Source organism: Clostridium sp. MCC344 (genome assembly GCF_018785365.1).
Taxonomy (GTDB): domain Bacteria; phylum Bacillota; class Clostridia; order Lachnospirales; family Lachnospiraceae; genus Pilosibacter.
Genome location: NZ_WQPQ01000060.1, coordinates 286070 through 310619, shown reverse-complemented (window position 1 = coordinate 310619; position 24550 = coordinate 286070). Strand labels below are relative to the sequence as shown.

Annotated in this window: 18 protein-coding genes; 3 read left to right on the top strand and 15 right to left on the bottom strand. The window is 52.1% G+C overall.

Annotated elements, in window-relative coordinates; all coding sequences use genetic code 11:
* Positions 1–381: 381 nt before the first annotated feature.
* Positions 382–1095 (top strand): 3D domain-containing protein, encoded by a 714-nt coding sequence (locus tag GPK90_RS15030; RefSeq protein ID WP_118299194.1) that lies wholly within the window; start codon positions 382–384, stop codon positions 1093–1095.
* 193 nt (positions 1096–1288) lie between these two features.
* On the opposite strand, the gene glgD is transcribed toward GPK90_RS15030, so the two are convergent.
* The 5 genes from glgD to lepA form a co-directional block, all read right to left on the bottom strand.
* Complete coding sequence (gene glgD / locus GPK90_RS15025; RefSeq protein WP_118530799.1) at positions 1289–2428, bottom strand: glucose-1-phosphate adenylyltransferase subunit GlgD; 1140 nt, start codon at positions 2426–2428, stop codon at positions 1289–1291.
* Positions 2422–3630, bottom strand: coding sequence for a glucose-1-phosphate adenylyltransferase (locus GPK90_RS15020; protein WP_118530796.1), 1209 nt, complete (start codon positions 3628–3630; stop codon positions 2422–2424). The genes glgD and GPK90_RS15020 overlap by 7 nt, the downstream gene beginning before the upstream one ends.
* Before the next feature lie 220 nt (positions 3631–3850).
* Positions 3851–4990: a radical SAM family heme chaperone HemW gene (gene hemW, locus GPK90_RS15015; RefSeq protein WP_215703334.1), complete on the bottom strand. Its 1140-nt coding sequence runs from the start codon at positions 4988–4990 to the stop codon at positions 3851–3853.
* The gene (locus tag GPK90_RS15010) at positions 4987–6000 is read right to left on the bottom strand and encodes an NUDIX domain-containing protein (protein WP_215703333.1); all 1014 of its coding nucleotides are present in this window, start codon (positions 5998–6000) and stop codon (positions 4987–4989) included. The genes hemW and GPK90_RS15010 overlap by 4 nt, the downstream gene beginning before the upstream one ends.
* Before the next feature lie 351 nt (positions 6001–6351).
* Entirely contained in the window at positions 6352–8166 is a 1815-nt protein-coding gene (gene lepA / locus GPK90_RS15005) for a translation elongation factor 4 (RefSeq protein WP_118515568.1), read from the bottom strand.
* A 684-nt stretch (positions 8167–8850) separates the two neighbouring features.
* On the opposite strand from lepA, the gene GPK90_RS15000 reads away from it, so the two are divergent.
* The gene (locus GPK90_RS15000; protein ID WP_118530780.1) at positions 8851–10209 is read left to right on the top strand and encodes an MATE family efflux transporter; all 1359 of its coding nucleotides are present in this window, start codon (positions 8851–8853) and stop codon (positions 10207–10209) included.
* Positions 10210–10243: 34 nt separating this feature from the next.
* On the opposite strand, the gene GPK90_RS14995 is transcribed toward GPK90_RS15000, so the two are convergent.
* Together GPK90_RS14995 and gpr are read right to left on the bottom strand one after the other, a co-directional pair.
* The gene (locus GPK90_RS14995) at positions 10244–11632 is read right to left on the bottom strand and encodes a stage II sporulation protein P (protein ID WP_252197497.1); all 1389 of its coding nucleotides are present in this window, start codon (positions 11630–11632) and stop codon (positions 10244–10246) included.
* A 340-nt stretch (positions 11633–11972) separates the two neighbouring features.
* Entirely contained in the window at positions 11973–13100 is a 1128-nt protein-coding gene (gene gpr, locus GPK90_RS14990) for a GPR endopeptidase (protein WP_118530776.1), read from the bottom strand.
* Positions 13101–13429: 329 nt separating this feature from the next.
* Here gpr and rpsT point away from each other — a divergent pair, with 329 nt between their 5' ends.
* A complete protein-coding gene (gene rpsT, locus GPK90_RS14985) occupies positions 13430–13693 on the top strand; it encodes a 30S ribosomal protein S20 (protein WP_021905348.1) in 264 nt (87 codons plus the stop codon).
* Positions 13694–14042: 349 nt separating this feature from the next.
* Here the strand turns inward: rpsT and holA are convergent, their stop codons facing one another.
* The 8 genes from holA to GPK90_RS14945 form a co-directional block, all read right to left on the bottom strand.
* Complete coding sequence (holA, locus tag GPK90_RS14980; RefSeq protein ID WP_118515570.1) at positions 14043–15020, bottom strand: DNA polymerase III subunit delta; 978 nt, start codon at positions 15018–15020, stop codon at positions 14043–14045.
* Positions 15021–15199: 179 nt separating this feature from the next.
* Positions 15200–15919 carry a phosphatase gene (locus GPK90_RS14975; protein WP_252197495.1) on the bottom strand — a complete coding sequence of 240 codons (720 nt, stop codon included), beginning with the start codon at positions 15917–15919 and terminating at the stop codon, positions 15200–15202.
* A gap of 1 nt (position 15920) precedes the next feature.
* On the bottom strand, positions 15921–16949 hold the full coding sequence (locus tag GPK90_RS14970) for an ABC transporter ATP-binding protein (protein WP_215703332.1): 1029 nt from the start codon (positions 16947–16949) through the stop codon (positions 15921–15923).
* Between the two features lie 31 nt (positions 16950–16980).
* Entirely contained in the window at positions 16981–18702 is a 1722-nt protein-coding gene (locus GPK90_RS14965) for an ABC transporter permease (protein WP_118530844.1), read from the bottom strand.
* Positions 18703–18793: 91 nt separating this feature from the next.
* Positions 18794–19873, bottom strand: a complete 1080-nt coding sequence (locus GPK90_RS14960; protein ID WP_118530770.1) for an ABC transporter substrate-binding protein — start codon at positions 19871–19873, stop codon at positions 18794–18796.
* Positions 19803–20648, bottom strand: coding sequence for a sugar phosphate isomerase/epimerase family protein (locus GPK90_RS14955; RefSeq protein WP_182426778.1), 846 nt, complete (start codon positions 20646–20648; stop codon positions 19803–19805). Before GPK90_RS14955 ends, GPK90_RS14960 begins: the two co-directional genes overlap by 71 nt.
* 377 nt (positions 20649–21025) lie before the next feature.
* The gene (locus tag GPK90_RS14950; protein WP_215703331.1) at positions 21026–23581 is read right to left on the bottom strand and encodes a ComEC/Rec2 family competence protein; all 2556 of its coding nucleotides are present in this window, start codon (positions 23579–23581) and stop codon (positions 21026–21028) included.
* A 28-nt stretch (positions 23582–23609) separates the two neighbouring features.
* The gene (locus GPK90_RS14945; RefSeq protein ID WP_118299017.1) at positions 23610–24548 is read right to left on the bottom strand and encodes a GerMN domain-containing protein; all 939 of its coding nucleotides are present in this window, start codon (positions 24546–24548) and stop codon (positions 23610–23612) included.
* Positions 24549–24550: the final 2 nt, after the last annotated feature.

The window sequence follows — 24550 nt, the reverse complement described above, 5'->3', positions numbered from 1 at the left end:
TCCCACAGCGGTGAGGCTCCGGGATGGCGTACTTTGATCCGGGGATCTGGCTTCCTCTTAGCTCACGGGTGGCTGCGTTAGAAAATCGGCGACACTTGTCTGAGCGCAGCGAGTTGTGTCGTCGATTTTCTGCCCTTAGCAGCCGCCCGTGTGCTTAGAGGAACCATCCCCGCATCCCCTGCACGCTATCCCGGAGCCTCACCGCGTACCTCTCGCCAATACCCTATAGAAAGCCACTCCCAGCTCTCCCCATGCCCCGAAAACTTGACAAATAAAAAAATCCGTGTATAATACATATTTGTTTCCAAATTGTTACATATTTGTTACATCACAGCATATACTTTGTAACAGATATGAAACAAAAAAGAAAGGATATGTTATATGAAGAAAATCAGAATGACCATCAGTGTTTTAATAACCATCCTCGCGATGCTCCTAAACACCGTATGCGCCTTCGCAAGCACCTCGAAAAACTCTGGCCACCTCGACAGCATCGACGGAAATAAGATCTCCGGATGGGCGTGGAACTCCGCGGCCCCGGACACCCCGGTCTCCGTCACTGTCACCGTGGTCAACGCCCATACAGGCGACTCTCTCTTAGCAGAGACCGCCACCGCAGATATCGAACGCGATGACTTAAAGACAAGCGGCATCGGAAACGGCGCCCACGGCTTTGAGATCATGATCGACTGGTCCTCCATTCCGGACAACACCTACATGATCAAACTCAGCGTAAACGGACAGGCACTTCCGATCGCCTACCAGTACGATACCGAGACAGGTATCATCAAAAACGCGACTCTCGTCTCCTTAGGAACCTTCAAGACAACCGCCTACTGCCCATGCAGAAGCTGCTCCGAAGGATATGGACGCCTCACAAAAACAGGAACCCAGGCCACCGCGAGCCGCACCGTAGCCGTTGACCCGCGCGTCATCCCGCTCGGAAGCCATCTTCTCATCGACGGCGTCGAATATATCGCTGAGGACGTCGGCGGCGGCGTCAAAGGAAAACACATCGATATTTTTTACAACACACATTCGGAAACAAAAAATCACGGCGTGGAACGTTCTGAGGTCTATCTGATCCAGTCCTGATGCTCCGTTTTCTTACAAAAAGGTGATCTGCCATTGCGCAGGTCACCTTTTTTTACAGGAAAATCCGCGCTTCACAGACTTTAGCGCTCTGCCTTTCCGATTTCATTTTTTCTATGTTCTCATATACACAAAAAGGGAATCTCCATGGAGCATCCAGTCTCTCACGGAAGATTCCCTTTTATCCTTTGCTTTTTTAAACCGTATGTCCCTTGGCAACATAAAACGGCTGTGTATCCGTTCCCTTAAGCTCCTGTCCGACCTCGATCGTAACGTTCTTATCGGTAACAACGTAATCCAAGCGTCCGCCGGCCTTCACGACCGTATCCTGCATCAGGACACTGTTTCTGATCTTCGCGCCTTTCTCGATCTTGACGCCTCTGAAAAGAATACAGTTCTCAACATCTCCCTCGATCACACAGCCATCTGCAACGAGGTTATTTTTCGCCTTACATCCGGTAATGTATCTCGTCGGGTTGTCGTCACGGATCTTTGTGTAGACCGGACCGCCGGTAAACAGCGCTTCCAGATTCTCATCGTCAAGAAGCTTCATATTCTCGTCAAAGTAGCTCTTCAGTCCGCAGATCCTTGCATAATATCCTTCATACTTGTACGCGCGGACGTTATATTTCTCCAGGCGCGGTGCAAGGATATCACGCTCAAAATAGGAATAGCCGCGTACAAACGCCGCATGGATCTTCTCGATCAGAGCTTCTCTTTCCATAATATAGATGTTCATGGAAAGATTCTGTTTTCCGCTCTCCTCGGAATTCATGAAGATCCTTTTCACACGCCCGTCCTCGAGCTTTAACGTGTAATACATGTCCCCATGGGCGCCCGCGTGGATCAGCTCCGCCGGGATCTCCTGCTCCGCGTAAGCGACAGTCACATCGGCGCCGCTCTCGATATGTGCCCTTAACATATCATTGAAATCAAAATCGACCGCAATATTTGCGTCGGTCATGATAACGTACTTTTCTTTCTTATTTTTAAGGAACTGCAGAATACTCTCCAGCGCTTCGACACGGCCGCTGTAGACCTTCATGTTCTTCTCCGCATACGGCGGGAAGATGCTGAGACCTCCGTTCTTTCTGAGAAGATCCCACTCACGGCCGGATCCCAGATGGTCCATCAGGGAATGGTAATTCTCGCGGACCACGATGGAGATATTGCTGATCCCGCAGTTTGCGAGACTCGAAAGGAGGAAATCGATGATCCGGTAACGTCCCGCGAACGGGATGGATGCCATCAGGCGGTCGCCCGCAAGTTCCGGCACCAGATTGTCATAACTGTTCGGGAAAATAATACCGATCGCATTTGCATTGGAATTTACCATTGTTCTTCACCGTCCTCCACATTTTTATTGACCATGGCGTTCGGGCCGATCTTTGCGCCCTTTCCGATTGTGATCCCGGATCCGATCGTCGCGACACCGTGTCCCTCATCCTTCGGCATGGAACCGACGATCGCATTCTCACCGATCACAACGTTCTCGGCAACGATGCAGTGTTCCACAACGGCACCGGCCTTGATGACGGTTCCACCCATGACAACGGCATCCTCGACCTTTGCACCTTTTTCTACCTTAACACCGGAGAACAGGATCGAATGCTTTACATTTCCATCAATCCGGCAGCCGTCTGTGATCATACAGTTCTCAACGACCGCGTTGGAGCCGATCTTATGTCCGGTCATGCCGCTGTTCCGGCTGTAGATCTTCCAATTCTCATCAAAGAGGTTGATCCCGCTGTGCTCCGGATCCAGAACCTCCATATTTGCCTCCCAGAGGGAAGAGATCGTTCCGACATCCTTCCAGTATCCCTCAAAGTGGTAGGCGTACATTTTTCGTCCGTCCTTCAGAAGGTTCGGGATAATGTTGTTTCCGAAGTCGTTCTCGGAGTTCGGATCCGCCTCGTCCTCGATCAGGTACTTCTTTAAGATATCCCAGTTGAAGATGTAGATTCCCATCGAAGCCAGGTTGGACTTCGGGTTCTTCGGTTTCTCCTGAAACTCCGTGATCCGGTCATCATCGTCTGCGACCATCAGGCCGAAGCGGGATGCCTCATCCCACGGGACCTCCATAACGGCAACGCTGAACTCCGCTCCTTTCTCCTTGTGGAAGCGGAGGAAATCACTGTAATCCTGCTTACAGATCTGGTCACCTGATAAGATGATCACATACTGCGGATCGTAGCGCTCGATAAACGGAATGTTCTGATAGATCGCGTTTGCGGTTCCCTTATACCAGTCGGAGCCGGACGCTTTCTGGTACGGCGGCAGTACATGGACTCCCCCGTAGAGACGGTCAAGATCCCACGGCTGACCGTTTCCGATATACTCATTCAACACCATCGGCTGGTACTGGGTCAGAATTCCAACGGTATCGATTCCTGAATTTACACAGTTCGAGAGCGGGAAGTCGATGATCCGATACTTTCCGCCGAAAGGAACTGCCGGTTTTGCAAGCTTCTGTGTCAGCGCGTAGAGTCTGGAGCCCTGTCCGCCGGCAAGGAGCATTGCGATCATTTCCTTAGCCATAAAAATATCCCCCTGTATTTCTGGATCGGTATTCTCCGTGCAAAATGCATAAAATCGCATTCTCAAGGATTGTATAAATTATAGCACATTTTCGCCGTTTTTGATAGCTTTTTATACATTTTTACCATACTTTTACTTTGCCTATATATTTCTGTATTACTTTATACTCATAAAGTCAAAATTTCCCATAAATCTAAAAAACGCAGCCTCCGCAGGAACTTCAGTCCTGCAGAAACTGCGCCATGATATAGTTGCTCACATCGAGCCCGTAATCAGTCAGTACAAAGCGGTCACCTTCAAAACGCGCGGCCTTTTCTTTCACGAATGTTTCCATCAGCCCCGGGTAGACTTCCTTTGCGGAGATCCCGAATCGTCTTTCAAATTCTGAAAGCGACACCCCGGCCGTCATCCGGAGCCCTACATAGAAGAATTCCTCTTCCATATCCTTCTTCGTCAGCTTTTCGATATCTGCAAACATTCCCGGCTTTTCTTCGAGATACTGCTTCATATCCGGGTTCACGGTGAACCGGCAGCCGTCCAGATAGGAGGACGCCCCGAGTCCGAGTCCCAGGTACGGAACTCCGGTCCAGTAGCCGATGTTGTGGCGGCACTCCCGCCCCGGCTTCGCATAATTGGAAATCTCATACCGTTCGTATCCGCAGTCCTTTAAAAACCGCTTCGTCTCATGGTACATCTCCCGCTCGGAGTCCTCATCCGGAAGAAGTTTCCGCCCCTCTTCGCTCCCATATCGTTCACCGAACGGCGTTCCTTCCTCGATGATCAGGCTGTATGCGGAGATATGTTCCGGATCAAGATCCGTGACCCGCGAGAGCGTCTCCTTCCATGACTCACAGGTCTGTCCCGGAAGCGCCGACATGAGATCGATATTCAGGTTCGCAAACCCGCACTCGCGGGCCAGCGTAAAGCTCTCCAGAAATTCCGCCCAGGTGTGGATCCGCCCCAGAAGTTTTAACTCCTGGTCATTCGCCGACTGGAGACCGAAGCTCAGCCGGTTGATCCCAGCTTTCCGGTAATCCGTAAGTTTCTCCCGCGTCACCGTCCCGGGATTCGCCTCCATGGAGATCTCCGCGCCATCCGCGACATGAAACGCATGTCTGACATGTTCCATGATCTCCACGATCAGCCCAGAGTCCGGCACCGACGGGGTTCCGCCCCCGATAAAGATCGTCTCGACCGGGATCTCCCCGTATCGTTTTCCCATGACACCGATGTCTTCCATCAGCCGCTTTGCATACATTCTCTGCGTCTTGGCTCCTGACGGGAATGACAGGAAATCGCAGTAGGCACACTTTCTCACACAGAACGGCATGTGCAGATATAATTCCATGCCCCCGCTCATTTGAGCACCCCGCAGAGCATTTCGATCTCATCCTCAAACAGACAGTATCCCGGATCATGCGCTTTTACCGACGCAAGGACATCTTCGATCTTCATCCACTTTACGGACTCCACTTCTTCCTTCTGAAGTTTCAGGTCTTCGATCTCCACCGGTTTCTCATAGACGAAGACATGGCTCTTTTCATGGTTTTTAAAGATCTGTCCGCCAAATTCGCCCTCATAGCGCCCGTCGTGGACTCCCACAAGCCGCAGCTCTTCCGGTTTCGCTGTGATCCCAAGCTCTTCCTTCAGCTCTCTCAGCGCCGATTCCAGGTAGTCCTGTCCCGCCGGGATATGTCCGGCGCTGGAGATGTCATAACAGCCTGCGAAGGAATCCTTTTCCCCGCTCCGCTTCTGTAAAAGCAGGTCATGTCCTCCGTCCGCGCGTTTTCTCACGACCCAGACATGGCTCGTCCGGTGCCAGTCTCCGTGAAGATGGACCAGAGTCCGCCAGCGCACCTGACCGGACGGTTCCCCGTCTTCACGGAGCAGATCGAGAAGCTCCAACGGCTTTCCATCGAGGACCGCCTCCTTTAAAAGATCATCCTGATAGCGGAGTTTTAAGGAGAAAAACGGCGCATCTTCATCGAGAAGATAATGGAAGATCCGGTCGCCCTCCCACAGGTTCAGGCGGTCGATCTGCGTTTTCGGGACCCACTCCAGCGTTCCCTCATTGCATTCCGCGAGCTCCCCCGCAAAGCCGTCCGCCGTGTAGAGGAAAATGTACTCCATCTCCTCATCGTCATCGTTGTATACAAAAGTCAGGACGCCCCGGAGCCGGTAGTCTGTGAGCGTCAGACCGGTCTCCTCCTTCGTCTCCCTGAGGATACAGTCCTCCGGACTCTCCCCGCGTTCAAACTTTCCGCCGATGCCGATCCATTTGTCCTTATTGACGTCATGTTTCTTTTTGATCCGGTGGATCATCAGATAGTTTTCATCTTTTTCGATATAACAAAGAGTTGTAAGTTTCATTGTGTACCTCACTCTGTTTTTTCAGGGTCTGTCTCCGTCAGGGAAACCGTTCTCCTTTCAGGAGATAAGTAACGGCAAAATCGGTCCGTTTCCATAGATTTGAAAAGAACCGCCGGTGACAGGCCCTGCAGTCAGGAATTCGATCTCCGGTCCGGATACAGGAAAAGTCCATTTCTTATACCGGAAATGGACTTTTGCGTTTTTCCCCTGCTGCGGCGCAGACAGGGAGTATTCTGGACTATATCCTTTTGTCTGTCAGACTGTATTTTTCCAGCTTTTTCCAGAATCCGGCAGAATCTATCCTGCCAATCGATCTCTGATTTTTAAAATCGCTGTTCTTCCCTCTGCCGTCTACTCCTCATCCAGCTTCAGGACGCTCATGAACGCCTTCTGCGGGATCTCCACATTTCCGACCTGGCGCATACGCTTCTTTCCTTCCTTCTGCTTCTCGAGAAGTTTCTTCTTTCGGGAAATATCGCCGCCGTAGCACTTCGCGAGGACATCCTTTCTCATCGCTCTGACGGTCTCACGCGCGATGATCTTTCCGCCGACGGCCGCCTGGATCGGGATCTCAAATAAGTGTTTCGGGATCTCATCCTTTAACTTCTCGCACATCTTTCTTCCGCGCTCGTAGGCGGAACCTTCGAAGACGATGAAGGAAAGGGCATCGACCGCCTCTTTGTTGATCAGGATATCGAGTTTGACAAGCTCGGACTTCTCGTATCCCTTTAACTCGTAGTCGAAGGACGCGTAACCGCGGGATCTGGATTTCAGCGCATCGAAGAAATCGTAGATGATCTCGTTTAACGGAAGCTCATATTTTAAGAGTGCACGAGTCTCTTCCATATATTCCATTCCGAGGTAAACGCCGCGGCGCTCCTGGCACAGCTGCATGATCGCACCGACAAATTCGGTCGTGACCATGATCTCTGCGGAGACGATCGGCTCTTCCATATAGTCGATCTCGGACGGATCCGGCATGTTGGACGGGTTCGTGAGGTCGATCACCTCTCCGTTCGTCTTGTGGATCCGGTATACAACGCCCGGAGCCGTTGTGACAAGGTCGAGGTTGTACTCGCGCTCTAAGCGCTCCTGGATGATCTCCAAGTGTAAAAGTCCAAGGAATCCGCAGCGGAATCCGAATCCAAGAGCGATGGATGTCTCCGGCTCAAAGAACAGGGACGCGTCATTTAACTGTAATTTTTCCAGGGCGTCACGAAGCTCCGGATATTTCGCTCCATCCGCCGGGTAGAGACCGCAGTAGACCATCGGAGTGACTTTCTTATATCCCGGAAGCGGTGCTGCACATGGATTTAAGCGGTTCGTCACCGTATCGCCGACACGGGTATCTTTTACGTTCTTGATGCTGGCGGTAATATAACCTACCATACCGGCGCGGAGCTCATCGCACGGGATAAACTGGCCTGCGCCAAAGTATCCGACCTCCACGACATCGTAGGAAGCGCCCGTCGCCATCATCTGGATCGGGGTTCCTTTCTTAACGGTTCCCTCTTTCACACGGCAGAACACGATAACGCCGCGGTAGGAATCGTAGAGGGAGTCGAAGATCAGGGCCTGGAGAGGTGCCTCCGGATCTCCCTTCGGAGCCGGGATCTTGTGGACGATCGCCTCTAAAACATCTTCGATATTTAAGCCCATCTTTGCGGAGATCCTCGGCGCATCGTGAGCCTCAAGTCCGATCACGTCCTCGATCTCCTCCGCCACACGGTCCGGATCGGCGCTCGGAAGGTCGATCTTATTGATGACCGGGACAACGTCGAGGTCATGGTCAAGGGCGAGGTAGACGTTCGCAAGTGTCTGCGCCTCGATTCCCTGGGCCGCGTCAACGACAAGGATCGCGCCGTCACAGGCCGCAAGGCTTCGGGATACCTCATAGTTAAAGTCCACATGACCTGGGGTATCGATCAGGTTGAAGATATACTCTTCGCCGTCCTTCGCCTTATAGACAGTGCGGACAGCCTGGGATTTGATCGTGATGCCGCGCTCGCGCTCGAGCTCCATATTGTCGAGAACCTGCGCCTGCATCTCACGGCTCGTTAAAAGACCGGTCTTCTCGATAATGCGGTCCGCCAGCGTGGATTTACCGTGGTCGATGTGGGCAATGATACAGAAATTTCTGATTTTATCCTGGGAATAATGAACCATTCATGTTCCTCTCTTCTTTTTTACTTCTGCAGGGATCCGGCGCCCTGAGACAGCCGGTTTCCTGCACATCTTTCTTCGTAACTGTTCAGTCCCTCACAGTTACGAGCAAAAATCCATTCCAAATCGGCTTCGCCGATGGGATTTTTGCCTTCAAGCCTGTGTTTTGTTACGGTCAGCGCAGCAAGTGCGCAGACCTACTGAATAATTACCTTTCTTCTATATTTATCGCATTCATTTTCCTATCAGATTCCCTGAGCAGGCTGATGGGGGCAGAAATGGCAATTTATCATATTAAATATAGCATTATTTGCCTTCATGCGCAAGCAGTTCTGAACATGACCGCCCGCAGATTTTGCCGTTTTTTCCGGGAGCCATGTTCTCACTTTCAGTATTTATGATCCCGGGTCTTCCTTCGCAAATATTTACCTTGCAATTTTTCATTTTTACAGGTTTTGTTAAAGCAATTGACATTCCAACCGTTCTGATTTAGACTTTAATTAACATTCTTTACATGAACTTGACATTCATTTCATTGACTGGGATTTCTGCTCCCGGTCCCTCTTTTGTCACCCGTCCACCATTTTCCTGCTGCGATATCCGGACAGGATCCTGCATGACTCTCCATTTTGGAAACATATCCGGTAACTACTGCAGCCTTTTGCGTCACGCCAAGGAGAACCCGCTATGAACCATACCCCTAAAAAACAAAAATCCATGGACATGACATCCGGTTCCATCACGAAACTTCTCATCATGTTCGCGGTTCCGCTTGTGATCGGAAATCTCTTTCAGCAGCTCTACAACACCGTAGACAGCCTCGTCGTCGGAAACTTCGTCGGCTCCCACGCCCTCGCCGCTGTTGGGTCCACAACAAGCATCATCAACATGATCGTCATGTTCTTCACAGGAACTTCCGTCGGCGCCGGCGTCGTGATCAGCCGCTACTACGGAGCGCACGATGATGAAAAACTCCACATCGCAGTCGAGACGACGATGGCGCTGACTTTCATCTGCGGAATTCTCCTGACCGGACTCGGCATCTGGGTCACCCCGTATATGCTGGAATTCATGTCCACACCGGAGGATGTCCTTCCGTCTGCGTCCGTGTACCTTGAAATCTATTTTTCCGGCGTGTTCGGTCTTCTTGTATACAATATGGGAAGTGCGATCCTGCGCGCGGTGGGCGATACGAAACGTCCCCTCTACTTCCTCTGTCTCTCCAGCGTCATGAACATCGCGCTCGACCTCCTCTTTGTGGTCGGCTTCGGAATGGCGATCGAGGGCGTTGCCTACGCGACGATCATCTCCCAGTTCATCTCCGCTGCCCTGGTACTCGTCGTCCTCTCCCGCAGCACGGAAAATTACAGACTTACCTGGCGTGATCTGCGGATCGACAAAGGAATCTTCAAGCAGATCCTCATGATCGGACTTCCGACCGGATTCCAGCAGTCGCTGACCTCATTCTCAAACGTGTATGTCCAGTCCTACATCAACACCTTCGGTTCGAGCTGTATGGCCGGATGGAGCAGTTATTCGAAGATCGACCAGTTCGTCTTTCTTCCGATGCAGAGTATCGGTCAGGCTTCCACGACCTTCATGAGTCAGAACCTCGGTGCCGGAAACCTTCCGAGGGCCAAAAAAGGAACCGGTGTCGCGATGCGCCTCGCTCTCATTATCACGTTCGCAAGCGCCGCCGTCCTCTTCCTGTTCGCCCCGAGCCTTGTCGCGATCTTTAACCAGGAGCCGGATGTGGTCCGCTACGGAACCATGTTTCTCCGGATGAACGTCTTCATGCTCGCGTTCTGCTGCCCGAACCAGGTTGTCGCAGGAGCCATGCGAGGAGCCGGTGATTCCAGGACTCCGATGCTGATCATGCTGTTCTCCTTTGTCCTGTTCCGCCAGATCTATCTCTATATTGCAACCTCGATCTGCAACACGGCCGCAGTTGTCGGCTTCGGTTATCCGATCGGATGGATCGTGGCATCCATTCTCGTCGAGCTTTATTATATGTCCGGAAAGTGGGAAAAGAAGATCAGTATGTAAGGAAATCCCGGCAGTCACCTGGCCTTCGGATTTTTTAATCTCCCTGTCCATGATCCAACACAAGATCCAGGATATCTGCAAGCGGCTCCATCGCCGCCTTCGCCTCCGCGTATGTGTTTGTCTGCGCGCCCACCTCGATCAGGGCGGAGCGCGCCCGGACATGCTCATTATAGCGGAGGCCTTTTAAATAGATCTTTCTCATCAGTCCCGGATATTTTCCATCCGCCAGAAGCTGCATCTGGAAGCTGAATGCCAGGTTTTCTCTGAGATTCGGATTCGGAAGATATTCGATCGGTCCGTCCGGGCTCATGGACGTCCCATTGAAAAACATGAGTTTTGCCGTCTCGCTCCCGCCGAGTTCCGTCACAAGTCTCGTCCCATCCGCAACGCCGTCCCTGTGGATATCTAAAACCACTTCGATGGACGGATATTTCTGTAAAAGTCCCGTGATCCCATCAAGTGCATAGGTATACGCCGCACTCCGGTCCAGCTTTCCGTCCCGATAATCGTAAACACTCTCATCATGAAACACGTTGTAACCGCGTTCCCGCAAAAGGACCGCCAGCTCCTCTCCCAGATGGATCACATCCGCCTCCGGATTTTCCGGATAATCCGCGTAAGTCTCCTGGGAGTGGGTGTGGTAGATCAGGATCTGCGGACTGTCCGCATTCTTTTCGATGGAAAGATCGGTGGACAGAAATGTTTCTGCCTGCATCAGATCACGGCTCGCCGTCGTGGTCGGATGGACATTATAGAATTTTTTCATCAGATAGTCGTAATCATTCAGTTTTTCTAATATAATGCCGGAATTTCCGGTGTTGAAAATTCCGGATGCCAGGAGATTGTCATCCGATGCAGCTCTTTCCTCATGAAGCTGCCCGCTTTCGGTTTGTTCTGACAGACTGCTTTCGTCTAGTCCTCCGTTCATCCCCTCTTTTATTCTCTCGTTCGCATTTCCGCCTTCCTGTATTGTTTGCCCGCTTTCGTCCCCGTTTTCCTGTATCATTTTCCCGCTTTCGTCCCTGTATTCTTCCTCTCCAGTCTCCCTGCCTGCGATCCATTCCGCCCGCATCGCCTCGTTCTCATTTTCGATCCCGAAGATTTCTTCATACTCCGCATTCAGCCCGCTGTTTTCATTTTTCCGACTTTCCCGGAAAAACGATACGCCTTCATCTTCTTTCCACGCAGGAAGAAATCCCCGCACAATATCGTCAGCGATCTGTACCGCATGATCCTCATAAAATTTACCCAGCGAAACCGAAAAAACTTTTCTCCCCAGATATAAAACTGCCGCACATACCGCCGCGATCCCGATCCACAGCCCGGCATACCGGAGGACTCCCAGTAAATTCCCGAACATCTGCACGACAAACCGGCGGTCCGCCTGAAGCATCCGCTTAAAATAGTACCATCTCCGCCTCATCCTTACCGCCCGGCCCGCCGTTTCCTTACATTTTATGTGCAAGAGCGGTGATTCAGTACCTTTACGCCCGATCGCCGGATACCAATCAAGTCTGCTGCTTTTTTCGAGTACATCACGCTATCGCTGCTGAAGAAATCGCATTTTCTTCACTGGATTTTTCTTATCTCATTTCGGATAAATTTCGCACACACTTTCCATCAGCTCCTGTAACGGAATCATTTTTCGTAACTGTTCATTACACGCCTACAGAAAGTTCCCCTGGAGTTTCCCTTCGGATGCATGGCAGATTTATTATGTTCAGCGCAGCAAGTGCACAGATCTGCTGAACAGTTACCCTTTTTCATTTATTGTAAAACAGCGCCCCATGGATTGCCTCCGATATCGTATAGCTCAGAAAATCCACCCGCTCATCAATATCGTGCGGAGTCACATACATGGGGCCAAGATCCGGTTTTAAAAGTTCCTTGACGAGTTCAAAAGCCTCCTCAACCCGGAGCATTTCCGGTATCATCCGCTTTTCCTCTCTTCTCCGGGGCTCTTCCTTCGTCCATTTTCCACCGTTTTTTCGCGTTTCCTTATCTTCCTCTGTTTCTTCGGTCTTGATTGCTTCTTTCTTCGTTTTTTCTTTCTTTGTTCCTTTCTCCTCATCACCGGATCCGCATTCCACCCGCTCTCTCAGCATCTCCGTCATCGCCCCGACCGTGTCGTACACGATCGCCGCCGCCCCGACAACCATCGGAATCCCAATCGCAAAGACCGGGATCCCCAGCGTCTCCTCCGTCAGCCCGCTCCGGTGATTTCCGACCCCGGATCCCGGTCGGATCCCCGTATCGGCAAGCTGCACCGTGACTCCGAGTCTCCCCGCACTCCTGGCCGCCAGCGCATCCACAACGATAACGGCATCCGGCTCTGTCTCCCGCACGATCCCCTTTACGATCTCCGCCGTCTCCATCCCCGTCTGCGCCATGACTCCCGGTGTGATCCCACTCAGGATCGGATATCCATGCTTCCAGCAAAAATCCGTCCCGTACTCCATCGCCAGATGCCGCGTCGCCTGGAGATGCTCCAGCACCTTCGGTCCCAGCGCATCCGGCGTCGCCTCCGGATTTCCAAGCCCCACGACCAGCGTCCTCACCGGCCGCTCCATCCGCTCCGCCTCAAGCCCATGATCCACAAACATCCCCCGCAAAAGCCCCGATAACTCCTCCGAGACCTCCCTGTGGTAATCCTCGTCCTTCTTCGCAAGCGACGGCGCATCCAGCGTCAGATACACACCGACCGGCTTTCCGAGCGCCTCTTCCCCTCTCTCATCACACACCAAGACCTCCGTCACCCGGATCCCTGCGTCCGCCGCTTCCCACTCCCGCATCCGGACCCCCGCGATCTCACTCCCGCTCTCCCAGACCCGCTCCCTCTCCTCGATCGCCAGATCCGTCCGCACCACAAAATCAACATCCGCCTGCCTCATAGCATCTTCTCCTTCCTACCCACGAAAAGTAACCAGACTCAGTTATAGTGCCCGCGCACTATAACTCGATTTTGCCGATGCTTCGCATTCCAAATCGGCAAAATCCGCGGTCTCCACTGTATCATACGGAATTTTCAGTTCTGAAAATTCCTACCAAAGAAAAGTAACCAGACTCTCTTATTTTTCTCTCGAAAAAAGCAATTTATGTATTGACATCCTGGGAAATATTCGCTAGAATGTAATAGTATGTTTACATTGAACTGTCCGTGTCCAGGCTTTGATGCAAAACAAACAGAGATAATTTTTAAAATAATATGGAGGTGTACAGATTGGCTAACATCAAATCTGCAAAGAAAAGAATCGTAGTAGCAGAGACAAGAGCTGCTAGAAACAAAGCAATCAGATCCAAAGTGAAAACTTTCGTTAAGAAGGTAGAAGCTGCAATTACTGCTGGCGACAAGGCTGCTGCACAGGCTGCACTTCTTGCTGCTACAAGCGAGATCGACAAGGCTACTTCCAAGGGCGTATATCACAAGAATACCGCTTCCAGAAAAGTATCCCGTTTGGCTAAAGCTGTAAGCGCAATGGCTTAATTATCATCGAACTGGATTATTACGCATAAATAAAAAAGAACCGCTGATTCCGAGGGTGTGTCGGAACCGGCGGTTCTTTTTTTCACTCCCGCCACTACACAGCGCAGGTATGGCTTCAGACTCAGGCGCCTGATTCCGGGGGCTTTGGCTTCCTCTTGGCTCGCGGGAAAATGCGTTGGAGAACAGAGGGCACTTGTCTGAGCGCAGCGAGTTGTGCCCTCTGTTCTCCGCCCTTAGCATTTTTTCGCAAACCTAGAGGAACCGCCCCCGGAATCCACTCGCGCCTGAGTCTGAAGGCAGGCCGGCGCGTACCTTTCGCCAAGTTTCTAAAGCTAACTTTCCGCCATACCTACCGGTACTTCCTAGCGATCAACAACTCCACCGCCAACCGATCCGACAACCTCCCCGTCTTCACCGCTTCCTCCGATTCCACGCAAAACTCCACATAAGAAAGGATCTGCTCCCGCGAAAACGCCCTCGCCTGCGCGATCAGCTTCCCCGCCACAAACGGCGGCACCTTCACCTTCGAAGCGATCTCCCCCTTCTGGGCGCCCTTCCCCGCAAGCTCCTTCACCTGCAGAAGCTGGTTAAACTGCTTCGCGATCAGAAACATGATCCTCATCGGCGGCTCCTTCAAAGTCAGAAGATCCTCATAGAGATCCATTGCCTTCCTCGTATTCCCCGCGACGATCGCCGTCACCATCTCAAAGATCCGGTTCGTGACATGAACCGTCCCGACCGCCTCGACGTCCTCCTTCGTGATCACCTCGCGCCCCATCGTGTAGCAGATCAGCTTCTCCAGCTCCATCCGGATATTCTCCATATCATCCCCGGTCCGCTCCATAAAATACTCCATGACCTGGCGAGTGATCTTCTTCCCGTCCTTTGCGAGGATCCCCGCCGCCCAGCGCATGAGCTGATCCGCATCCTGCTTCTTTAACTCTGCCGCATATCCATTGTCCTTGACCTTCTTATAAAGCTTGTTCCTCTTATCGACCTCGCTCTCCACAAAGACCATGCAGGTCGATTCCGGGATCTCCGCGATATAATTCACAAGCTCCTCCGGCGCACTGTTCTTGAAAAATCCGCTGCCGTCGACCATCACAAGCCGCCGCTCAGCAAAAAAAGGCATGGTGTCCGCGAGACTTATGATCTCCTTCACGTCCGGCCCCTTGCCCTCAAAATAGTTGTAATTCATCGTGTCATCCCCGGCAATCGCCTCCCGGAGACGCTTTTTATAACTGTTCACAAGAAACGGTTCATCCCCAAACAGCAGATAGACCCGCTTAAATGTTTTCTCTTTGATATCCTGGTTTAATGTCTGCATAACCGCCTCCGTGAACTGTACATTTGATCATTTTCTGCCATCCATTCTATCAGAGATGCCACTGCCGGTCAAGCTGCGCCTTTTCCCCTGTCACTGGCCCCTGTCGCTTGATATACGAAAAGCGACCATATTGTTACAATATGATCGCCCTTTTTCGTTGCTCTATTCCCAACCTGTTCTCAATGCTTTCTCAGCACATACCCCAGCCTGTCCACATCGAAATTGATCACCTGCTCCGCCGGAAAATCAAGTTCCTCTAACAGCACCATCGAATCCTCAAAATGTCCGATCTCATAGCAGATATGGCTGTCTGTCCCCATGAGCACCATGGTGTGATACTTTTTGCATGCCTCCAGGACCTTCCTGATATTTTTCGGTCCGTTGATCCTCGTCGAAAGCGGATTTAACGACCCGTTGTTGAGCTCGATGGCCGTATGGTTTTCCGCAGCTGCAGCCGCAACCTCATCCGGATCGATCGGATACCGGTCATCATCCGGATGACCGATGACCGTCACATTCAGGTTCTCGGCAGCGCCCACGAGCGCCGCCGTATTCTTCACGATCCCAAGATTTGCGATACACGGTGTATGAAGACTTGCAATGATGTAATCCATCTTTGAGAGGATCGGCTCTTCCACATCGATTGAGCCGTGTTCATCAAAAATATTCGCCTCGATCCCGTTCACCAGGCGGACCCCATCCACCTCCTTCGGAATCACCTTAAAATTTTGGAAATAGATGAGCGGTGCCGTTCCCGGCATCATCCGCGCGTGCTCACTCGTTCCAAGGACCTCAAGCCCCATCTTTTTCGCCTCTTCCAGGTTCTCCTTCAGCGTACTGTACGCATGTCCGCTGGCCAGCGTGTGCGTGTGCAGATCCATCAGTGCTCTCAGTTCCATATCAGCCTGCCTTCTTTCTTAAATAGATCGTCTCGCCTTCGTTGTAGAGCTGTCCCTGTCCGGTGTAGACGTTATAGACCGCATCCGTTGTCCGGACCGCGTAGTGGATCTCACGGCCGTTGTACTGTCGGTTCACGATATCCCCGCGGATCCCGTTTCCGTCACGGCTGATCTCGAACTCCTCCGGGCGCACCGGACAGAGTCCCTTGACAAGAAATTCCTTCGCCGCCGGTTCTGTCTCGAAGACAACGTCCTGGTTCTCCACCTTGAACATGTTTCCGAGCCACTTTCCCTTCACGAGATTGCATTTGCTGACAAACGTCGCCGCAAATTCCGTCTGCGGATTGCAGTAAACCTGCTCCGGCGTGTCAAGCTGCTCGATCTTTCCGCTCTTCATGATCAGGATCCGGTCCGCCATGGCGAGCGCCTCACTCTGATCGTGCGTCACATAGATGATCGTTGCCCCCGTGAGCTTGTGAATGTTCTGGATCTCCCGGCGCATGCTGATCTTTAACTCCGCGTCAAGAGCGCTGAGCGGCTCATCCATCAGAAGGATCGACGGCTTCGCGACAATGGCGCGCGCCAGGGAGACGCGCTGTTTCTGTCCGCCTGAGAGCTCCCCCGGATACCGCTTTTCCATCGTGGAAAGTCCCACCGCCTCGATCGCCTGGTCCACGGCTTTCCGTTTTTCGTCCTCCGTCATGGTACAGCGCTTACTGTTTAACGGAAACTCCACATGCTCCCGCACGGTCATGTGCGGCCAGAGAGCAAACGACTGGAATACCATTCCGAGATTTCTCTTCTCCACAGGAACATTTTCATTCTGGGAAGAAAAGATCTCCCCGTCCTTCAGGATGCTCCCCTCGGTCGGCGCCTCAAATCCGCCGATGATCCGGAGAAGTGTTGTCTTTCCGCATCCGGACGGCCCCAGGATCGCCAGAAATTCTCCGTCACGGATCTCCAGGGAAATATCATCTAATGCTGTGAAATTTCCGAATTTTTTAGTAATATGATCAATTTTAAGGCTCATTTTATTCTCATTTCTCCTCGTTCTTGTTTCCTTACGCTCCCTGTCCGACCGCATGGTCTCCGACTTCTTCCGCACTGCCCTCCTGTACCTTCGGGCGCTTTGCGTCCTCCTCATCCTTCTTCTTTACGAGAGCCACCAGGCTGTACACAAAGAATACGATGAACACGATCACTGCGGACATTGCCGCGGACAGACTGTAATCTCCGCCCTGCTGCAGGTTGAAGATCGTAAGACCGATCGTCTTTGTCCCGGCACTCGCGAGCATGGACGACAGCGTCAGCTCCGTCAGCGATGAGACAAAGATCAGGAAGGAACTCGAGAGGATCTGCTTCGCCATGACCGGGATCATGATCTTTCTCCAGATCGTCACTTTTCCGGCTCCGAACACTCTTCCCGCCTCCTCGAGCGCTGGTTCCACGGAGAGCATCGCCGTCGTACTTCCCTTGATCTGTAAGACCACGTATCTTGTCGCATAGGCGATCATCAGAATCTTTACGGTTCCGTAGACACCGGGAACGATGGTCCAGTGGAAGATCATGGCGAGTGCCAGGACGATTCCCGGAAGCGCATATGTCAGTGAGGCCGCGGACTCAAACATCATGGCCGCCTTCGAGTGTTTCCGCACCTTGAGGTACGCAGTCGCCGTACCTGCGATGATACAGATGATACAGGTGACAATGGCAAGCAGGATGCTGTTGAACACTGCCTGACGGACTCCTGCATTCGTAAATACGAACTGGAAGTTCTTGAGCGACAGGTTCTCCGGGCGGAATTTCGTGCCGTAATTCTTTAAAAAAGCGCTCATGATCATGGAAATCACAGGAACCACCGTAAATCCCGCCAGGACTCCGAGGCTTCCCCACTCGAGGATCCGTCTCCACTTCGTCGGAAGCTCATAGCGGACGGAAGTATCTTCCTTCACGCTCTCCAGGTTTGAATTCTTCCGGATCAGCTTTCCCTGGATCAGGGTGCCGCCGATCGCAATGAACGAGAGGATCACGGAGAGGGATGCCGCTTTATGGAAGGAATCCGGTCCGAAGCTGATCGCTTTCTCATAAATGTAAGTGCTGAGCACCGGAATTCCGGAGGAGATCCCTAAGAATGCCGGGATGCTGAAATTGTCGATGGATGCAAGAAACGCCAGCATGCCGCCGCCCGCGATCGCCGGCATCGCCTGGACCATGGTGATCTTCCGGATCGTCTGAAAAGGCGTATAGCCGGAAGTCCGCCCTGCCCACTCCATGTCGCGCGGGATCTTTCTGAGCATTCCCACTACAAGGAGATAGACGACCGGGATGTTGCAGATCCCCATCACAAGGATGATCCCCGGAAGCGTGTAGATATCGATGACCGGAAGTCCGATATTTTTCAATGTCGTGTTCACAAACCCGCGTTTCAGGAGCAGACTGCTCCAGGACAAGGTGATGATGTAGGAAGGGATGATGTACGGGGCAAGGACGAGGAGCTCCAGGAGCTTTTTCCTCTTCACATTCGTGTAGGCGTTTAAGAATGCGAAGAAACTTCCCGCCGCCACCGCGATCGCCGTCGAAGATACCGATATGATCAGCGTGTTCCGGATCGCTTTTGCCGTCCTCTCCTCATGCAGCATGTCCACATAGTTTTGCAGACCAAAGCCTCCGTCGGTCGTCAGACTCATCCGAAGGAGGCTTAAAATCGGCATAATAAATATGAAGCATACTGCGAGGAAAAAGAGGATCCGGCCTGCAATTGTTTTAATATTACTGGATTTCATGATTTTTCCTCTTATTGTGTACAAATAGCGGTTCGTCCATGTCACTCTGATGGACCGGATGAGCAGACTTGCCGAGCCATTATTTTTCTGATTATTCAAACATCTTGGAGAATGCTTCCTTGTCGGAATCTCTTGTCTCGACCAGAGTCGGAAGATCGTAAGTCAGGTTTGTGATCTCATCTGCGCTCTTTAAGCCCTCCGGAGCCGCAACTCCTTTTCTGATCGGGGTGTAACCGATCTCGGCTGTCGCTTTCTGGCCGTCCTCGGAGAGGATAAAGTCTACGAAGGATTCAGCTGCAGCCTCGTTCTTTGTTCCGGCAACGATACCGATCGGCTCTGTGACACAGAGGGAACCTTCGGACGGGTACACGAATTCGATCGGAGCTCCGTCATTTTTGGAGCGGATCGCCATGTAGTCTACGAGAAGACCGAGACCATTCTCTCCTGCAACAACTGCCTTCTGGACAGCTCCGTTGCCCTTGTCGACCTTCACGCCGTTGTCCTTTAAGCCCTGATAGAACTCCCATCCAAGACCGTCTGTTCTCGTGATGACTCCGAGGTTATATGCAGCTGCTCCGGAATAAAGCGGGCTCGGCATGATCAGCTCGTCCTTGTACTCTGCCTTTGTGAGGTCCGCTAAAGACTCCGGAATGTTGGAGATCACATCGGTATTGACCGCGATACCGGTGCTGATGATCTTTGTTCCTGTGTAGGTGTGATCCGCGTCATAGAAGCTCGGATCGATCTCGGAGAGTTCCGGGGACTCATATCTCATCAGGATGTCTTTCGCCTTTAAGGACTCGAACGTCGCCGCATCGGATACGAGAAGGACATCTGCGAGAACGGAACCGGCCTCTTTCTCTGCGAGGACCTTGCTGACAACTTCCTCAGTTCCGCTTCTGAAGATCTCAACCTTTACATCCGGGCAGGATTTATTGTACTCTTCCACCAGCGCCTGGATGTCTGCCTCCGGCTGGGAGGTGTAGACGGTCAGGGTTCCTGATGCGTCCTTCTTCTCTGCTGCAGTTGTCTCCGCCGCCGTTGTTTCTGCTGCCGTTGTCGCTGCCGCTGTTGTCTGTGCAGCCGTTGTCTCCGCCGGTTTACTGTTGGAACTGCAGCCTGTAAGTGCCAGGATAGCCGCTGTTGTTAAAAGTACGTTTAATTTCTTCATTTCTTTTCTCCTTCAGTGTTTGCATATATTGAATGTTTTCTGTAAGCGCTTCGTAATGATCTCCCTCCTCATAGCCCTCGATGACCATCGGAAAGCCATATGCCAGAAGTCTCGGGTAGATCTCCTCAAAATCAAAATCACCGTCCGGGATCGGCGTGTGAAGTTTTGTGCCTTTCTTGTTTGTCAGATGAACCTTTGAGACGCGTCCCATGATACGGATGTTCTCGAAAAATTCCTCCTCCGTCAGGCTGTGTGCCAGATCGATCGTGTAGGTCAGCTTTCCTCTCAAATCCCTCACGATCCCGAACATGCCGTCCGGCGTCGTCGCCATCTCCTTCGGAATGTGTTCCATGATCTCCATGGAGATATCCACGCCCCGCTCCTTCGCGTATCCGTAAAATTCCCGGATGCTTTCGTAGGCCCGTTCTCTGGCCGCCTCGTCCTCTTTTAATGTGTATCTCGGCGGATGGACCGTCACCTCGTCAGCTCCAAGCTCCACAGCCATATCCACCGATGACTTGATCTCCTCCACGGATGCCCTCCGGACCGCATCGTTTAATGCCGCGTAGTTCAGATCCCAGCTCTTTGCGTGGACTACGATGTTCAGGCCCAGCTCTTTTTTCAGCCTGCGGATCGTTTCCAGATCCAGCTTTTTCGTCTCCGCATGCTGCGCCCACAATTCGATCCCGTCAAAGCCATTCTCTGCCGCTGTCCTCATGAGCGTCTCTGCATCGGCGTCCCACATGAGCGTCGATGAAAAATAAAATCCTTTCATTCTGTTTCTTTCCTCCAGACAAACAGAATTATAGAAACAGGATGTAAAATTCAAAAGGATTACTTTGTAAAATTTCGGTAAGCGAAAACCAAAATCTTTTTTGCGGATGTAAAGTCCTGTCATTTTGTGTCAAGGAACGTCATGATTTCGATATAAGTTACGAATTACCTTTTTAACTCGGTCTCATCCCTGAAATGACAAGAAGACAGTGAGCTTTTTTCAAGTTAAATACATCCATGATCCATCATACGGTCAATCGGACATATGTGACTTATGTAATTTCTTTTCGTATAAGCCGCACCTTGGTTCCTCTTCACATGGATTCCCTGCAGCGTCTTTGCTCCCGCCGCGGCCGGCTTATCGTCGCGGCCGGCTTATCATTTCTCCCGGATCATCGTCCGCACCCGGATCTTCTTTCCATCCGTCCGGATCATGACGGCGCCGGATTTTCCGGTCTCGAGGATCTCAGAACCGGCTTCTTTCAGTCGTTCCTTCACTTCCGGTGCCGGATGGCCGTAGCGGTTCTTTCTTCCATAGGAGAGCACTGTGATCGACGGGGACAGGGTTTCTATAAACCTTTCCCCTGAGGATGTCGCAGAACCATGGTGACCGGCTTTTAAGACCGTCACAGGAGTCAGGATCCCGGAATCCAGAAGTATTTTCTCCCCGCTTTCTTCCATATCTCCCGTGAGAAGCAGCGAAAACCGTTTAAGCGTCAGGCGAAATACCAGGGATTCCTCATTCCGGTCTGCGAATTCCCTCTCCCCGTCCGGGGACAGGCATTCCAGCTTCATTCCTTTTCCCGGAAAATCTTTCCATATATCGCCGCGTTCGGCATAAAACACAGGAATCCCCTGCTTTTTTGCCAGCTCCGCCATCGTCCCGTAGATCTCATCTGTTCCTGCTTCCGGCATCATAAGACCGCCCACCATGATCCCCGATTCCGGGTGTTCTAAAAGATACCGGATCCCGTTGATGTGGTCCTGGTCTCCATGGGTCATGACGGCAAGATCCAGGTGCGCCACACCCTGACTCTTGAGATACGGGACCAGCGTCTTCTCCCCTACCGTCTTCTGCTGGCTGCTGCCGCAGTCCACAAGGACTGCTTTGTCGGATGAACGCAGAACGATCCCGTCACCCTGCCCGACGTCGAGGAATGTGACGGAAAGACCTGCGGGGCGGGATGGGAGAAGGAAACAGAATGCGGCGAGCCAGCAGACAGTAAGACCGAACAGGCGCTTCCTTTTATCGAACTGCATTCTGCATTTTCTCTGATGTTCCAATTGTCTGACTGATTTACAGACTCTCTTTCTGATCATGTTTTTTTCTGAATTTTCTGTTTTTTGTCCGTCCGCCATTTCTACATCTTTTTTTCCAATCTTTCCTCTGTCTTTTTCTCCTCTTTCCCAACCGTTTTCTGCCATCATTTTCCCAAATTTTTCCCAGGTTTTCTCTCCCCGCTCATAGATAACCGCTCCCAGGATCAGACATCCGTAATAAAAACCGATCTTCCACACCTCCGGCTGCCCAAAAACGAGCTCCGCCCCCGGAAGCTTTCCGGTGCTGCTGCAGACGAATTCATAAAAACGCAAAATATAATGTGCGCCTCCGAGCATGGCGCTCCCCACCGATATTGATAAAAAGGACAGACCAAGTCCAAGAAATTCCGATATGACCACATACGTCATCAGCGGGATCACGATAAGATTTAAGAACACCCCGTAGAGCGGGATTCCAAAAGAATGCCAGAGAATGACGGGTGCCGTCACCATCTGGAGTGAAAGACTTGTAAAAAAGGCGGACGCCGCCGCAGAAGACCGTTCCCCCGCAAAAATCTTTTCCCCGCGAACCGAAAACAATCGTCCCGGGTAGACTAACGATGTGACAGCGAGAAAAGAGAGCTGAAATGAGGCCTGCGTCAAAAGAAAAGGATGAGCGAGCAGGAGTCCCACAGCCGGAATGCACATCGCCGTCGGAAGATCGTAAGTCCTCCCAACAGCCGCCGCCAGAAAGGAGAGCAGCGCCATCGAGACCGCCCGTACCACAGAGGCACCGGAGCCCACCATCATCCCGTAGACGCAGAGAAAGCCGCCTGCACCCACTCCCGCAAACCAGAATCCTGCCCCGCCTTTCCGGAATATTTTCCAGATTCCGAGTCCGATGATGGATACATGAAGTCCGCTGATCGCCAGAAGGTGGGAAATCCCGTTTTTCCGGTAAAGTTCATAGACGGCACTGTCCAGATCCTCTTTCTCCCCGAACAGGACCGCCGACAGGATCCCGGCATCCTCCGGGAGTGCAATCGTCTTTAAGCGTTCCGAAAGAGATCGGCGGATCCGGTACAGGCGATCGGCGATGATCCGTGTTTTTCCTCCGGTCACCGCATATCCATCCGCGTAGACGATCCCGGAGATCCCCCGGGACCTGCAGTACAGACGGTAATCGAACCCGCCCGGATTTCTCGCCGGATCCGCAGCCTTTCCCTCTCCAAAGACACGGATCCTTTTTCCTGCAGAAAGTGACTCTGAATTCCATCCCACACTTTCATTTGTTTCTGCTTCCACGATCTCAAGGTAACATAAAACTCTCCGGAATCTCTCCACCAGTCCGCCGTTTTCCTCTTCCGAGGTACAGTCCCCGAGAACAACCTCCAGCGTCCCGTCCTTCTCCTTCACCGACCGGACGGTCCCGTTTAAAACCACTCCATCCTCCTGTTCCTCCAGAAAAAATCCCTCTTCCCGCAAAAATGCCGCCTGTTCCGCCTCCATCCTGAGACTCCCCACAGCCAGTCCCGCCATAAAAAGAAGGACTGGCAGCCTGTATCTGCTCTTCCGGCGCGCAAATGCGCACACCAAAAAGAGCAGCCAGACTGCCAGTCCAAAAATGATCTGCTCTGCCGGGATCCACAGGTTCAGTGCCTCTCCAAGTACCAATCCCCCTGTCACACACAGCAAAGGTCTTTTAATCGTTTTTTCCTCCTGCGATATAATCGTAGTTTCGTTCAAACACCGTGCTCAACGGGATCTGGTCCCGGAACACATCGTCTTGGGACCCGTTGATCCGGATCTGCACACGGCTCACCGTGGAAAGTTCCGCGAGGGAATCCACGATGGAATAGATCGGAATGTATGCCGCCACATCCAGACTGCTGTTCAGGAACGCCGCATTAAAGTTGATCGAGCAGACGGAATCGTTGACGGACACATTCAAAAGCTTTACATCCGACGGGATCGTCGCGTAATGGCCGAGCTCCTGCGGTCCCTCGATCAGCTGCTCCACGATCAGACGTTCCAGAGAAGTATTGCTGTTTTGCATGACTTCCCGTTTTTCTTCCACCAGCTGATCCCCTGTCTCGTTGGCAAAATACAGCGTCAGCTCGGTCCGCTCGAAGGAGTTGACATCCCGGATACTGTCCACGAAATCTGACGCCGACAACATCCCGACCGGGTTTCCGGCTGCATCCGTGATCGGCTGCTCTGCACAGTAGATGCTCAGATACTCGATCCCCGGGATCTGGGTCAGCGTCTTTGTGAGAGCCGCCCGGCACAGGATCTCCTGCACGGAATTCATCAGCGCATAATTGGCATCCGCGTACAGGTACAGAACATTTCCTTCGATCCGATAGGTGATCTTTTCGATCCGCTCCGGCAGTGCTCTCTGACAATCGAGATCCGCCGGAACATTTCCCATCTTATCGAGCAGCTCCCGCACCAGCGCGTCTGTATCCGCCGTTTCCGTCCGGTACTCACTCCCGACAAGCTGGATCCCGGATGCGTTTAAATAGTAGATCGTATAGGCATTTCCGCTCTGCTCCACAGCTTTTTCCCCTGTACAGCCGCTCAAAGCAAACAGAAGTGCGAAGAGGAGAAAAAATGCCCGAATCTTCAACAATTTCTTCATTT

Coding starts and splice junctions, on each gene's coding strand:
- GPK90_RS14960 (WP_118530770.1), bottom strand. CDS start 19,873: ATGAAGAAATTAAACGTACTTTTAACAACAGCGGCTATCCTGGCACTT.
- glgD (WP_118530799.1), bottom strand. CDS start 2,428: ATGGTAAATTCCAATGCAAATGCGATCGGTATTATTTTCCCGAACAGT.
- lepA (WP_118515568.1), bottom strand. CDS start 8,166: ATGGTTCATTATTCCCAGGATAAAATCAGAAATTTCTGTATCATTGCC.
- GPK90_RS15010 (WP_215703333.1), bottom strand. CDS start 6,000: ATGAAACTTACAACTCTTTGTTATATCGAAAAAGATGAAAACTATCTG.
- holA (WP_118515570.1), bottom strand. CDS start 15,020: ATGCAGACATTAAACCAGGATATCAAAGAGAAAACATTTAAGCGGGTC.
- GPK90_RS14965 (WP_118530844.1), bottom strand. CDS start 18,702: ATGAAATCCAGTAATATTAAAACAATTGCAGGCCGGATCCTCTTTTTC.
- hemW (WP_215703334.1), bottom strand. CDS start 4,990: ATGAGCGGGGGCATGGAATTATATCTGCACATGCCGTTCTGTGTGAGA.
- GPK90_RS14975 (WP_252197495.1), bottom strand. CDS start 15,919: ATGGAACTGAGAGCACTGATGGATCTGCACACGCACACGCTGGCCAGC.
- GPK90_RS15000 (WP_118530780.1), top strand. CDS start 8,851: ATGAACCATACCCCTAAAAAACAAAAATCCATGGACATGACATCCGGT.
- GPK90_RS14970 (WP_215703332.1), bottom strand. CDS start 16,949: ATGAGCCTTAAAATTGATCATATTACTAAAAAATTCGGAAATTTCACA.
- GPK90_RS14955 (WP_182426778.1), bottom strand. CDS start 20,648: ATGAAAGGATTTTATTTTTCATCGACGCTCATGTGGGACGCCGATGCA.
- GPK90_RS15020 (WP_118530796.1), bottom strand. CDS start 3,630: ATGGCTAAGGAAATGATCGCAATGCTCCTTGCCGGCGGACAGGGCTCC.
- GPK90_RS15030 (WP_118299194.1), top strand. CDS start 382: ATGAAGAAAATCAGAATGACCATCAGTGTTTTAATAACCATCCTCGCG.
- gpr (WP_118530776.1), bottom strand. CDS start 13,100: ATGAGGCAGGCGGATGTTGATTTTGTGGTGCGGACGGATCTGGCGATC.
- GPK90_RS14945 (WP_118299017.1), bottom strand. CDS start 24,548: ATGAAGAAATTGTTGAAGATTCGGGCATTTTTTCTCCTCTTCGCACTT.
- GPK90_RS14995 (WP_252197497.1), bottom strand. CDS start 11,632: ATGAGGCGGAGATGGTACTATTTTAAGCGGATGCTTCAGGCGGACCGC.